We start from the raw sequence: 13,032 nt of genomic DNA, 5'->3' as shown, positions 1-13,032 counted from the left end.
GTGAATCATCATCCGCTAGCTGCCGTCAGTCCCAAGGCCAAAATTGGCAAAAATGTAAAAATTAGTCCTTTCGTCACTATCGAAGAGGATGTCGTTATTGGTGATGGCACCCAAATTGGCCCCAATGCCGTGATTATGTCTGGTAGCCGAATTGGCCAAAATTGCCAGATTTTTCCCGGCGCAATCATTGGCGCCGCCCCCCAAGATCTTAAATTCAAAGGAGAGTATTCTACCCTAGAAGTAGGCGATAATACCATTATCCGAGAATATTGTACCCTCAACCGAGGTACGGCAGCTAACGAGAAAACTGTGGTGGGTAGCAATTGCTTACTCATGGCTTATGTGCATATCGCCCATGACTGTATTGTTGGCGACTATTGTGTCCTAGCCAATAATAGTACCTTGGCCGGACATGTAGAGCTCGAAAACTACGTGATCCTCGGCGGCATGTCGGCCGTGCATCAGTTTACCCGAATTGGAGAACATGCTATGCTCGGCGGTGGAGTGCTCCTCAATAAAGATGTTCCTCCCTTTGTCCGCGTTGCTCACTATCCCGCCTCCTATATTGGCGTGAATGTGATCGGCCTAAAACGAAGAGGCTTTAGCGTAGAAACTATCGAACGCATCCAAGAGGTTTACCACCAACTATTTGTCGTGAAACAAGGCCGTCCAGAAGCTTTGGCGGTTATTCATGATTTAGTTGACTCTGCCGAAAAAGAACAGATCCTCAAGTTTGTGGAAGATTCCGAAATTGGCATCGTTAAAGGCCTGCGCTCAAATGCCTAGCCTATGCTCTCCATTGAACTCCAAAATTTAGCTAAGCGCTACCGCTACGAATGGATTTTTAAAGGCCTCAATTATACCTTTGAGGCCAATACTGCTTATGCAATTCGCGGACATAATGGCGCTGGAAAATCTACGCTTCTCCAATGCCTTTCGGGCTTTCTTTCTCCCTCCGCAGGCCAATTGCGCTACCAATATAAGGGCAAAACTATAGATAGAGAGGAGGTCTTCCAATATTGCAATTATCTGGGCCCCTATGTCCAACTAATCGAAGAGCTTAGCCTGATGGAAGCTATTGACTTCCATCGACAGTTCAAACCTCTGCTGCCCGGAATTTCTCCCAAAGACCTTTTTGAACTCTCTGGCCTCCCTAATTCCGCCAAAAATAAACCTATTCAGTTTTTTTCTTCAGGAATGAAACAACGCCTGAAGCTGAGCCTGGCCCTTTTGAGCGAAAGCCCCCTACTTTTATTAGATGAACCCAGTATTACGTTGGACCGAAAAGCAGTGGCCTGGTTTCAAGACCTGCTCGAACGCTATGGCCTTCCCAATAGACTCTGTATTATCGCCTCTAATGTAGATGAGGATCTGCTGCTCTGCCAGCAACAGTTGCAGATAGAAGATTTTAAAGCAAGCTAATTATGGCTTGCTTTTTTTTATGGGGCTGCCCCTCGCTTCGCTCGGGTCGGGCCATTGCGCAGCTTGCTGTTCGCTCGGCCCATCGGCGCAAGCGCCTCGGTCTGCCGCCTTCGGCGGCCCTGCTACAGCCCCTCAGCCTGCGGCGGCTTTGCCGCCTGCAAGCTCTAAAAGCGGTATTCGTCGCTTCGCTCCTCATTCGCTAATATGTCCCCGCCCACCCACCCCTTTACGGGATTCCTTACGGAATCCCTCGGCTGGGCGGGCCCTTTTACTGCCCTCTCTCCCCAAAAACACTCTCCAAGCCCTCCCTTTGCCCAGCTCCCTAAAAAAGGAATAAGCCAAAAGGCCTGCATGACTTATATATTTTATCAGGGAATGCTCTGAAAGGGTTGCGATGGACTATTATTTTTCCAGAGAATGGTCTGGGAAGTTGCCTCAGCTATATATTTTATCAGAGAATGGTCTGAAAGAGTTGCCATAGACCATTATTTTTTCAGGGAATGGTCTGGGAAGTTGCCTCAGCTATATATTTTTCCAGGGAATGCTCTGAAAGAGTTGCGATGGACCATTATTTTTTCAGGGAATGGTCTGGGAAGTTGTATCAGCTATATATTTTATCAGAGAATGGTCTGAAAGAGTTGCCATAGACCATTATTTTTCCAGGGAATGCTCTGGGAAGTTGTATCAGCTATATATTTTATCAGAGAATGGTCTGAAAGGGTTGCCATGGACCATTATTTTTTCAGAGAATGCGCTGGGCTTAGTCTAAAACAGCAGTTCTTTAATTTCCTATGCCTTGGGTCCAGAAAACAAGAGCCCTTCTTAAACGCAAAATATAGGGATTGTCTCCCAAAACGGTCTTTTTTGCCCAGCGATAGCCCCTTGGCCTAAGCGATCCTTGGCCCAGCGCTGCGGACTGGGTGCGGCGCAGCCGCAGACCAAGCTGCCGAAGGCAGCGCAGGGCCGAGCGAATAGCGAGCCCGGTAGCATAGCGGCGGGCAAACTAGGCAAAGCCTAGTTTGCCCGCGGGCCCCAAAATAAAACCCTAAAAATTTTAAAGAGACGTTAAGCTTAGAGAAGAAAACAACCTCTAAAAAAAAAGCTCCGTTTAATAGGAGGTTCAAAAAATTAAGTAATCAATAAAATTCATTAGTTATGAAACCCAATCTTTCGCATCTTTTTTCTGGTTTGGCGGGCGGACTATTGGTCCTAGGAGCCGGTTATCTCCTCCCTTCAAAGTCATCCGTCCAAGCCATAGAAATTAAGACCGAAACGCTAGCCCAAGCGCCCGAACAAACCACCGAAGAACAAGCGCCCAAAGTTACTGGGGAAATGAATCAATTGGCTCATAATATGGGAGGGACTCGGGCGCCCATCGATTTTTCTACTGCGGCCGAAAAGGTGATGCCAGCGGTGGTCAATGTTACTTCTATTAGCCGATATACCCCTAGCTCTCGCAGAGAAGAGCGTTATATGGAGCTTTTTGGCCGTCCTCGCGATAATCAATCAACGGGTTCGGGAGTAATTCTAGGTAAGCAGGGCTATATTGTCACCAATAATCATGTGATTGAGGGGGCCACGGAAATCGAAGTGACCCTTTATGATAAGCGAAAATATAAGGCCGAATTGGTGGGTACCGATCCTTCTACTGATTTGGCTGTGCTCAAAATCCAAGCCCCCAATTTGCCCAGTGTGGCCCTCTCTAATTCCGATCAAATTAAGATTGGGGAGTGGGTTTTGGCTGTGGGGAATCCCTTTGATCTGAATTTCACGGTTACGGCGGGTATTGTCTCGGCCAAAGGTCGAAATATCAATATTTTGGGCAATCGCAAAGCAAGCATCGAATCATTTATTCAGACCGATGCGGCTGTAAATCCTGGAAACAGTGGTGGTGCCTTGGTTAATGCCGATGGAGAACTAGTCGGCATCAATACGGCTATTGCTACCCCTACTGGAACTTATGCGGGCTATTCATTTGCTGTGCCCATCAACCTTGTGAAAAAAGTAGTTGGGGATTTGATGGAGTATGGAGAGGTACACCGCGCTTATTTGGGTGTAATGATTATGGATGTGGATAGTGATTTTGCAAAGCAGGAAGGCCTATTCGTCAGTCAGGGCGTTTTCGTTTCAGAATTGATTGAAGGGGGAGCCGCTAAGGATGCTGGCATTAAAAAAGGAGATGTGATTGTGGGCATCAATGACCAAAAAGTTCGCTCGGTCAATGAACTGCAAGAGAAAGTCGGTAGTCGGAATCCCGGCGATACCGTCCGCGTGAAGGTTAAACGAGGAAAGAAAGAGCTAGAACTCAATATGAAGTTGAAAGAATAGAGTAGGGGAGGAAAGAACATGAAAAAAGCCCAGCGCATAGCGCTGGGCTTTTTTGGTTAGGGGGTTATGATTTTAGAAGCAAATTTTTCGATTGCATCAATACTGAAGGAATCAGATGGTTGAATTAAGTTAATTTCAGAGACTGGAATCTTAAGTTCATTAGCTATTAGTTCGTGTAAGTTTTCTAAGGCTTTTTTCCCATAAAAAATTGTTTTACGGTCTTTATCATATTTAGTCTTTGCTTGAGAGGCAGCCATATTTAGAAGTACGTCTTCCTGCAGTCCTAAGTCAGTCTTGTTAGAGAAAAGTCGATACTTATAGTAGTTTTCAATCTTCTTTATGGATACGGATTCTACATTATCGATAGCGCACTCTATTAAATCTGCTATTCTTTCTAACGATATATTTGGATATAGATGATGTATGTGTTTTGTGTTTAAGAAGTAGGACTCAATGTCATATCCCTCAGTCATGAATATGATCATTTTGTCTTTATTGTTTTTCTTAACTTTGGATAATGATAGTTCTATAGCGTCTTTAATTTTGCTATTGTCAACATCTTTATCCAAGTGTATTAAAACAGCAGCAACTTGCTCATTTCTACTCATTAACGCATCTGCACTTGTGGGAGCAATTTGCAAATTATCTTTTCCTCGAATTTCTCCAGCTTCTTCAAATTTTACTAAGTCTAGGTCAATCTTATGGGCCTTAAGTAGAATTTTTAGCATGTCTAAATTACCATCCTCTGAATATACCAAAGCCTTAGTATTAAAACCAATTTTGTCTGTGAGTTCTTTTAGTTGGATTTCTAAGAGTTCTTTTTTTTCTTTAGCATCTATGATTGCGTCTTCTACATAAGGTGTTATCAATGGCAACATTCCTAGCTCAGCATCTACATCAATAGAACCTGTACTTCCTTTTTTCGCATCTTTTTTATGTAGAATAACTCTTTCTGATTGTCCTTCGTTGTCTTTCCCAATGAAGAAACTTTTAACCTGGCTATTTCCCTCTTTGTTTAGAGAGTAAAAGGCAGGGGAATGTGTTGTTAGAAATATTTGTACGAGATTTGAATATTTTAAAAAATCTTGAGCCAAAGAAAATGCTTGTCTCATTTCTAAATTATTTTCAGGCTCTTCAAATCCCCAAATTGTTTTAGTCCGTGGTCTCCCTTGGTGAGTAAAATTATACTCTTCTTTAGCCATGAAGTGGAGTATAACAGGTATATGGCGAACCTTCATGCCATCTCCTCTCATATCTAAAAAAACTTGCTTTTCTCCATCTGCTCCATTACCCGACCCAAAGTCTAATTCCGCAAATAATGATTCAAATAGATTAGGAGGCATCTGTATTTTGCTATCAATATCTAGCTTAGCTTTAAGTTCTGAGGATATTGCTCCAGTTCTTTGCTGAAGGTTTCTGATGAACTCTTCAGATTGTGTTTTAAATTCACCTTTATTAACTTCGTTTAAGACCTGATTTAGAGTTTTCTTTAATTCAATAAAGTATTGTTTGCCTTTAATAGCAGGTACATAGCGATATTTGATATAGTTGGCCCAACGAATACGTTTCCCCCAATCTCTCGTTGTTCTAGGTCCTATGACGCTTTTGTGTCCATTTACATCTTGTCGTTGTAATTGCTCCTCTACACTTGGCTCCACTGTTAGTATCTGATCATCTTGCCACCACCATTTTTTTGTTCGAATTAAGACTTCATCTTTATTAGGGTGTCTTAAATGTACAGTTATTGCAATTTCTTTTTTATTGTTTCGTCCTCGACCAGAGTAATTGTGCGAGAAATCACGGTCAAAAGATAATGGTTGTCCCAAGTCTGTTTCACTATTAAAAAATAGATTAAGTGCTCTTAATATATTAGATTTCCCAGCGCTATTATTTCCAACTAAAACAGTTAAGGAGTGTTTACTTAGGTTGAGCTCTAAATCTGATATCGACCGAAAGTTCCTAATTCGTACTTTTTCGATAATTACAGGAGCAAATTCTGGCATGCTAGTACTAAAAACTGTAGTCATTGTGTTTTTTTTGGTAAAGAAATATATACTTATTAAATCTAGTCAAAAAATCCTAGCCCTCAAAAACGGCTCGTACAAACTTCTTAGTATTTTCGGAAAACTCTCCTCTAAGGACCCAATCGGCATAGCCTTTATCGGCTCGGATGGGCTGGTCCCTTAGCTTGCCAAAGTTCCAGTAGAGCTCTCCTTCATGGCGGTAAATCTTGCCTGCGAAATCAACACGTTCTTTACCGTCTTCAATAAATAGGGCCTCTAATTCTTTGACCGTAATTGGCAGATCATCGTGTTTCTCCAATTGCTTTTCGAGAATCGTTTTTGTGGCCTCAATATCGGCAATGGCATCATGGGCATCAAGCAGCTCTTCGCCAGTATAGCGTTGATAAGTGTCGCCCAATTTATGGCTATTGACGTATCGTTCTAACTTGATGACATCTACAAAATGGGTGTCGGCAGTGGGATATTCAATGCCTGCACGAGCAAATTCCTCGGCTAGCATGGGAATATCAAAGTTGTCAGAGTTATAGCCTGCTAGGTCGCTATCCTTTAGCCAGCCATAGAAAGCTTTGGCTAGTTGGCGGAACTTAGGTTCGTTTGCTACATCCTTATCATAGATGCCGTGCACGGCGGAGGCGCCTTCTGGAATAGGCATTTGGGGGTTGACCAAGCGGTTCTTTACTTCTGTGCGACCATCGGGATAAAGTTTGATGGCACCAATTTGCACAATACGATCATTTACGATGCTGGTTCCTGTGGTCTCTAGGTCAAAGAAGACCAAGGGGCGTTCTAATTGCAATCCCATATATAGTTTTATTTTGTCTTGTCTGTTGTTGTTTACATCCACTCCCAAGCGCTGGCGTATTTGCCATGCTTTTCGCAGTAGTCCATAAACGATTGATAAAATGGATGTTGGCCCAAAGTGGCACTATCGCCAATGATGACTAGTTTTTTGCGGGCTCTGGTCATTGCCACATTGAGGCGGCGAGTATCCTTGAGGAAGCCAATTTCGCCCTTCTCATTGGAGCGGACCAGGCTAATATAGACGACATCTCGTTCTTGGCCTTGAAAGGCATCAATGGTATCTATGGTAATATCATCATCAGGAAAATGATCGAAATCGCTTTCCATCTGCTCTTGCATAAAACGGACCTGCTCTCGATAGGGAGAAATAACGGCAATGCTGGGCCGCAAGTCTTTATCGGCAAAGCTCAGTAAATGGTCCAAATGCTGCCTTAATATATAATACTCTTCGGGGTTGAAAGAGCTAAGGGTTTCTGGATTGATCTTCTCGTCAAAGCTACAACCTGCCGTATCAATAAATTCCACGGGGGTAGTATCTCCGCCAGGCCGCATGGCCAGGGTCCAATCCTTAACAAAATCTGCCGCTTGTAGCTGCCCCTCATAAAAGTATTGGTTCGAGAACTGCATAATTTTCTCATGCATGCGATATTGCGTTTTGAGCAATTGCACCCGCTCCAAACGCTCTACGGCCTTTTCCAATAAAGTAATGGAAAGCCCCTTTTGGGCGGCTTTTCGGCTTTTTACGGTAGGGGGAAGCTGAAAAGGGTCGCCAGCCAAAATGACCTTATCGGCCTTAGCGATGGCAATCCAGCAAGCTGGCTCTAGGGCTTGAGCGGCTTCATCAATAACGACCGTATGAAAGCGGCGGTTTTCGATATAACGGTTCATAGAGCTAACCAAAGTACAGCAAATTGCATCGGCTTCCGATAGAATCTTTTCAATCACATAATCTTCCATCATCCGAGCGTGGCGAAGCAGATTTTTTGCTTCTTGGTAAGTTTCTCGACGTTCATTGCGCTCGTTGGGGCCAAACTTCCGCTTAAACTTACCGGCTTTGCGGAAGAGTTCATCGGCCTCTTTTTTCATCTTTTTGACCTCCTTCATTTCTGCTCGCTCTTGCAAAATGCCCTCAATACTATGTTTGAGAACATTATCGTCTAGGCGAGAGACATTACCCACCCGAACGACATTCAAGCCTTGTTCGGCTAGGCGTTCTGTGAGTAAATCGCTGGCGGGATTAGAGGGGGCGCAAACCAGAATAGGGCTTTCTCTTTTGACCAACTCCTTAATTGCAGCCACTAGGGTTGTGGTTTTTCCGGTACCTGGAGGGCCGTGCACCACAGCCACATCTTCGGCGGCTAAAATCTGTTGAACGGCTTCGGCTTGGGAGTTATTCAGTTGGCCTAGATCGCCTGGGCGGCGGTGGTCCTGAAAACGGGCGGGCATCTTACCCAACAAAATCTCGCGCAATTCTGATAAGCGATTATCTTCTGCTTCGGCCACTAATTTAAGGGCCTTGCCCATTTCCAGATAAGAGCGTTCGTCAAAGGCAAGCTGCACACCGATTTGTTCGTGCATTACCCAAGAGGGCAGTTCCTTGCCATAGAGAATAATTTTCATCTCATCTTTTTTGATGTATTGGACCACGCCATACTCAAAGATGGATTTTTTGCGCTCAAAGTTGCTACTGGGAAAAATCCCCACCACGGTCCCTGCTCGAAACTTATGGGCTTGCTCCTTATTATACATTCGGCTGACCGTTACATAAGGGTGTTCGCCCAAGCTCCAGCCGTTGCGCTCTTGTCGAACAGGATGCCAACAAACGCCTTTTTCTATGCGCTCTTTCAGGGGCAATTGTTCCAGCAAATAGCGGTATTGCTTAATTTCTTCTTGTTTTTCTTCTTCTAAGAGGGCCATTAGGGCCTGTATTTCTTCAGTTGCTTTCATTTTCTGCCTTTTGGGAAATATACAGCGGTTTGCGGAGAATATCATCTAATTATTACTTTTTTGGGGCCCGCGGCCAGCTAGCCAAAGGCTAGCTTGGCCGCCGCTATGCTGCGGGGCTCGCTGTTCGCTCGGCCCTGCACCGCCTAGGGCGGCTGGGTCTGGCCCTTCGGGCCACCCACTCCGCAGCGCTGGGCCTACTGGTCTTTAATACTTAATTGTTTACGAAAAAGAAGAGTAAAAACTTGCGCTTTAAAATGCGGGGCCTTACATTTAGTATATTACTTAATAAAGTCAGCTGATTAGTTATGTCTACAAAGAAGTTAATCAAGCAGATGCAGCAGGAGTTGCTGCAGATGAAAAAGATGTATAGGGCCAACAAATTGATATTGCGGGGGCGGGCCGAGGGGCGGCAGTTATTGTCTACGATAAAAGATTGGGAACAAAAGATTCGGCAATTGGAGAAACTTTAGGTTTGGCTTAGGAGAGGGCGCGCAGCGCCCGCAGGCTGAGGGATGGAAAAGGGGGGCCGTAGGCCAGACCGAGCTTTTTTGAGCGTAGCGAAAAAAAGCGAAGGGCCGAGCGATCAGCGAGCCCTGACACAGCCCGACCCGCCCGCAGGGCGGGGCAGCCCCAAAACAAACAGAAAGGCAGCAGAAAGAAAAATAAAAAACAAAAAGTTGCATTTTTTTGCGCCAATCTGTTTTAAGATTCGAGCTTTAGCCTTAGCTTTGTTATAAATGCAGATCAATCTTTTTGAGAGAGGGCATAGCCCAAGAAGCGACAGACAATAATGCTAAAATCTTTACAGATAGAAAACTACGCGATTATCGAGTTTGTACGGCTCGATTTTCATCAGGCCCTGACCATTATAACGGGAGAAACGGGGGCGGGAAAGTCTATTATATTGGGGGCATTGGGCCTTATTCGGGGCAAGCGGGCCGACACCAAGGTGTTGTATGACTTGAACAAAAAGGCCTATGTAGAGGCGGAGTTTGAGTTATCGAAGGCTCGTTTTGGGGGGCTATTTGCGGAACTGGAGTTAGATTTTCAGGAGCAGACGATCATTCGGCGGGAGATTCGGCCATCGGGTAAAACGCGGGCCTTTGTTAATGATAGTCCCGTAAAACTGGAGCAACTCAAGGCGCTTTCTGATCGCTTATTGGATGTGCATCAGCAGTTTGACACCTTAGATATACAGGAGCCAGATTATCAGTTGCAGATTATGGATGCTTTGGCGGGCAATCTAGATGATTTGGCCCAATATGAGTTGCTTTATGGGCAATATGAGGGAGAGAAGAGTCAGTTGCGGGCTTTGGAGCGCAAGCAGCGTTCGGCTTTGAAGGAGCAAGAGTTTATTGCTTTTCAGTTGAAGGAATTGTTGGAGGCGGAGTTGTATGCGGGGGAGCAGGAAGAGTTGGAGCAGGAGCAAAAGCAGTTGAGTCATGCGGAGGACATCAAGCGGGTGCTTTCGGGTTTGGTGATGGGCCTAACGGAGGAGGAGCCTTCTTTGAGTGAGCAATTGACGGTCATGAGCAATCAATTGTATACGGTATCGGATTATCAGAAAGACTTGCCAGAGTTGGCGGAGCGCTTGGAGGGTTTGCGTTTTGAGTTGGAGGAATTGAGTAATGGTTTGAATCGCATTGCGGAGGATACGGATTATGATGATGAGCGTTTGGAGGAGGTGAATGAGCGTTTGGATTTGCTTTTTCGCTTGCAAAAAAAGCATCATGTTGCTTCTGAGGAGGAATTATTGGCTTTGCAGGAAGAGTTGCAGCAGCAATTGGATGGTTTTGAGGGCTTGGAGGAGCAAATAGAGCAGCTCAAGAGTAGTATAGTAAAGAAAGAAAAGCAGCTTTGGCAGCAGGGTAAGGCTTTATCGGCTAAGCGGGAGCAGGCAATTGGACCATTTGAGGGGCAGCTTAGAGAGCTCTTGCAGCAATTATCGATGAAATATGCTCGGCTTAAGGTAGACCTAGCAGAGGTTAAGGAATTGGGACCCAAGGGAATTGATCAACTACGGTTTTTATTCTCGGCCAATAAGGGGGGGCGTTTAGAAGAAATTCGGGGAATCGCCTCTGGAGGGGAGTTATCTCGTTTGGCTTTGTGTATAAAGTCCATGATGGCTGGGGCCATTACTTTACCTACCTTGATCTTTGATGAAATTGATACGGGGGTATCTGGAGAGGTGGCCTTGCAGATGGGGCAGATTTTACAGCAATTATCGGCGGCGCATCAAGTGGTTAGTATTACGCATTCACCACAAATAGCGGCCAAGGCACGCAAACATTATTTTGTGCACAAAAGCGTGATTAAAGATAGGACGGTGACAGCAATAAAAGAGCTAGAAAAAGAGGAAGAACGAATAGAGGAACTAGCCAAAATGTTGAGTGGGAATCCGCCTTCGGCTTATGCAAAGGCCAATGCAAAGGAGCTTTTGGCTCGATAACTGCTTACTCGTAGAGCCAAGTTTAATAAAAGTTTGCATCTTATTTGAGGTTGCGAACTTTTGTTTTTTTTAGCCGTTAATGCCTCTTTAAAATAAGGTAGAGGGCAACAGTTTTAGTATTTGATTCGTTTTTATAGTCGAAAATTTAGCAAATTGGGTGGGCGCTGTAAACTGTTAAAAATCAGCTAATTTAATTGCAGGGTTATGTTTTTGGCCTTATTTTGCTAGGCTTCAATTGATGGGGGCCTAAATATTTGGTTTGTTCTTTGCCTTAAAAGAACCACCTAACGCTAAGTAATATTCAGAACATTTAACAAAACCTACTCTAGATGAAAATTAAAACTACACTTACCCTTCTTTGTGCCGCTATGATGGGCATGCAGCTTCAGGCCCAAAATGTGGGGATTGGAGAGCCTGCTCCTAGTGGTAAATTGGATATATTGCAGACAGAAACAACAGGAAACTCTATTGAAGTAAATCATACGGTTAATTCAAATGGTAGCTCCGCTGTTTTTTTACGCAATGCAGGAACTAATCGCGCTTTACATGTACAAAATCTATTAACTACTAACGGTTCTTCTATTGCTCGCTTTTTGCAGCTAGGCCAGGGAAATGGTGTTGAAATAGATATGGATGCTGCTAGTCCTTCTGGTGTGGCTAGTTTCCTAGTAAATAATGCAGGTGCTGGATATGGCGGTTATTTTATTCAGCCAGCGGGGAATACTCGTCCTGGATTACTCGTAGATCATTCGGGCACTGGTTATGGCCTAATGGTTTACCAAAATACTACAGGAAATGGTATGTATAATGATGTAACTAATGGGATTGGTTTTGTCAATATCATCAGAGGCAATCAAACTGGCTTCTTGGGTGATCATACTACTGCTGGTGGTACAGGGGTGTCAATTAGCCTAGATGTGCAAGATGGAGTTGGTTATATTGTAGATGCTGACAATGGGAACTCTAGTACGCCTGCTACTGCAGGTGGTGATGTTTATGGTTTCTTTGCCAATATGTATACGGCTAGTCCAACATCTGGTGGGACAATTGCCGGGGCGGCCTTTGCTGCAAATCAAGGTGGTCTTAGTCATGGTATTCTAATTAATCATACCGGTGCCCAAGGTCGCAATGCTGAATTTAATATCAATGGGGCAACAAATACCGATGAGACCGTTTTTGCGACTAACTTGGGACAAGGACCTGTTTTTGTTGGTCAACAACAGTCTAATTCAATCACGGGAGTAGTTACCGCAGGAGATTTTTCTTACACAGGTTCTGATGTAGCCGACCATATTGGTGTTGCAGGCTCTTCTACGCCTACTGCAGGTTGGGGAATCGGTGTAGAAGGTACTGGTAACTTCTATGGTGTTTATGCAAATGGAAATATAGGGGCTACTGGAACAAAAACCTTTATCATTGACCACCCTGAAGATCCACAGAATAAGATGCTTAAGCATTTTTCTATTGAATCTGATGAAGTACTTAACTTGTATAGAGGCATCGCTCAGCTAGATGCAAATGGAGAGGCTACAATTGAGTTGCCTAGCTATTTTTCTGCACTAAATAGAAACTTCAGCTATCAACTTACAGCGATTGGTACTCCTCAGCAACCTTATGTGTTAGAAGAAATTGCGAATAATACTTTCGTGGTAGCTGGTAAGCCAGGGACTAAGGTTTCTTGGACCGTTTATGCGGAACGCAATGATGCTTACCTCCAAGCTCATCCAGAAGAACGGCAGACAGAAATTGTTAAGGATGGAGAACGTGCAGGCAAATACCTACAACCCGAACTGTATGGACAGCCTAAAACTGAATATATGTTCTATCGCAAGTCTAGCGAAAAACAACAGCCTTCAAAAATTCAGTTGCCTAAGCAAAAAGAGTTGGAAACTCAACAACAAGATCGTCCTACAATCAAAATTCAAAAGGAAACAACAGAATTACCTACACTAGATTAGTTGGAAGATTAAGTTGTAGTCCTTATAAAAGGCGAGCCCTATGGGCTCGCCTTTTTCTTTGGCCCAGCCTTTGCAAAGCCCCTCTTGATTTTTTAATAGAACA

General features: G+C 44.2%; 9 protein-coding genes. 6 read left to right on the top strand and 3 right to left on the bottom strand.

Going from position 1 to position 13,032, the window contains the following annotated elements; all coding sequences use genetic code 11:
• The 3 genes from lpxA to PPO43_RS05980 all read left to right on the top strand — a co-directional run bounded on the left by lpxA (position 1) and on the right by PPO43_RS05980 (position 3,750).
• Positions 1–786 (top strand): acyl-ACP--UDP-N-acetylglucosamine O-acyltransferase, encoded by a 786-nt coding sequence (gene lpxA / locus PPO43_RS05990; protein WP_272620908.1) that lies wholly within the window; start codon positions 1–3, stop codon positions 784–786.
• Positions 787–789: 3 nt separating this feature from the next.
• The gene (locus PPO43_RS05985; RefSeq protein ID WP_272620906.1) at positions 790–1,422 is read left to right on the top strand and encodes an ABC transporter ATP-binding protein; all 633 of its coding nucleotides are present in this window, start codon (positions 790–792) and stop codon (positions 1,420–1,422) included.
• Between the two features lie 1,155 nt (positions 1,423–2,577).
• The gene (locus tag PPO43_RS05980; protein WP_272620905.1) at positions 2,578–3,750 is read left to right on the top strand and encodes a S1C family serine protease; all 1,173 of its coding nucleotides are present in this window, start codon (positions 2,578–2,580) and stop codon (positions 3,748–3,750) included.
• A gap of 56 nt (positions 3,751–3,806) precedes the next feature.
• Here PPO43_RS05980 and PPO43_RS05975 read toward each other — a convergent pair whose 3' ends face one another.
• The 3 genes from PPO43_RS05975 to PPO43_RS05965 are packed head-to-tail and all read right to left on the bottom strand — an operon-like array spanning position 3,807 to position 8,522.
• Positions 3,807–5,777, bottom strand: coding sequence for an ATP-dependent nuclease (locus PPO43_RS05975; RefSeq protein WP_272620904.1), 1,971 nt, complete (start codon positions 5,775–5,777; stop codon positions 3,807–3,809).
• Positions 5,778–5,829: 52 nt separating this feature from the next.
• A complete protein-coding gene (locus tag PPO43_RS05970; RefSeq protein ID WP_272620903.1) occupies positions 5,830–6,576 on the bottom strand; it encodes a 3'-5' exonuclease in 747 nt (248 codons plus the stop codon).
• A gap of 32 nt (positions 6,577–6,608) precedes the next feature.
• The gene (locus PPO43_RS05965; RefSeq protein ID WP_272620902.1) at positions 6,609–8,522 is read right to left on the bottom strand and encodes an AAA domain-containing protein; all 1,914 of its coding nucleotides are present in this window, start codon (positions 8,520–8,522) and stop codon (positions 6,609–6,611) included.
• Between the two features lie 305 nt (positions 8,523–8,827).
• Between PPO43_RS05965 and PPO43_RS05960 the strand changes: the two genes are divergently transcribed.
• From PPO43_RS05960 to PPO43_RS05950, 3 genes are all read left to right on the top strand, one after another.
• Positions 8,828–8,992, top strand: coding sequence for a hypothetical protein (locus tag PPO43_RS05960; RefSeq protein WP_272620900.1), 165 nt, complete (start codon positions 8,828–8,830; stop codon positions 8,990–8,992).
• 320 nt (positions 8,993–9,312) lie between these two features.
• Entirely contained in the window at positions 9,313–10,971 is a 1,659-nt protein-coding gene (gene recN / locus PPO43_RS05955; protein WP_272620899.1) for a DNA repair protein RecN, read from the top strand.
• Positions 10,972–11,300: 329 nt separating this feature from the next.
• On the top strand, positions 11,301–12,929 hold the full coding sequence (locus PPO43_RS05950) for a hypothetical protein (protein WP_272620898.1): 1,629 nt from the start codon (positions 11,301–11,303) through the stop codon (positions 12,927–12,929).
• The last annotated feature ends 103 nt before the right edge of the window (positions 12,930–13,032 follow it).

This window comes from Saprospira sp. CCB-QB6 (genome assembly GCF_028464065.1).
GTDB lineage: Bacteria > Bacteroidota > Bacteroidia > Chitinophagales > Saprospiraceae > Saprospira.
This window is presented reverse-complemented; position numbering and strand designations above follow the sequence as displayed.

What these genes read in the sequence shown, in the direction of transcription:
- PPO43_RS05985 (WP_272620906.1), top strand. Translation starts at nt 790, where the DNA reads ATGCTCTCCATTGAACTCCAAAATTTAGCTAAGCGCTACCGCTACGAA.
- PPO43_RS05980 (WP_272620905.1), top strand. Translation starts at nt 2,578, where the DNA reads ATGAAACCCAATCTTTCGCATCTTTTTTCTGGTTTGGCGGGCGGACTA.
- PPO43_RS05975 (WP_272620904.1), bottom strand. Translation starts at nt 5,777, where the DNA reads ATGACTACAGTTTTTAGTACTAGCATGCCAGAATTTGCTCCTGTAATT.
- PPO43_RS05970 (WP_272620903.1), bottom strand. Translation starts at nt 6,576, where the DNA reads ATGGGATTGCAATTAGAACGCCCCTTGGTCTTCTTTGACCTAGAGACC.
- PPO43_RS05965 (WP_272620902.1), bottom strand. Translation starts at nt 8,522, where the DNA reads ATGAAAGCAACTGAAGAAATACAGGCCCTAATGGCCCTCTTAGAAGAA.
- PPO43_RS05960 (WP_272620900.1), top strand. Translation starts at nt 8,828, where the DNA reads ATGTCTACAAAGAAGTTAATCAAGCAGATGCAGCAGGAGTTGCTGCAG.
- recN (WP_272620899.1), top strand. Translation starts at nt 9,313, where the DNA reads ATGCTAAAATCTTTACAGATAGAAAACTACGCGATTATCGAGTTTGTA.
- PPO43_RS05950 (WP_272620898.1), top strand. Translation starts at nt 11,301, where the DNA reads ATGAAAATTAAAACTACACTTACCCTTCTTTGTGCCGCTATGATGGGC.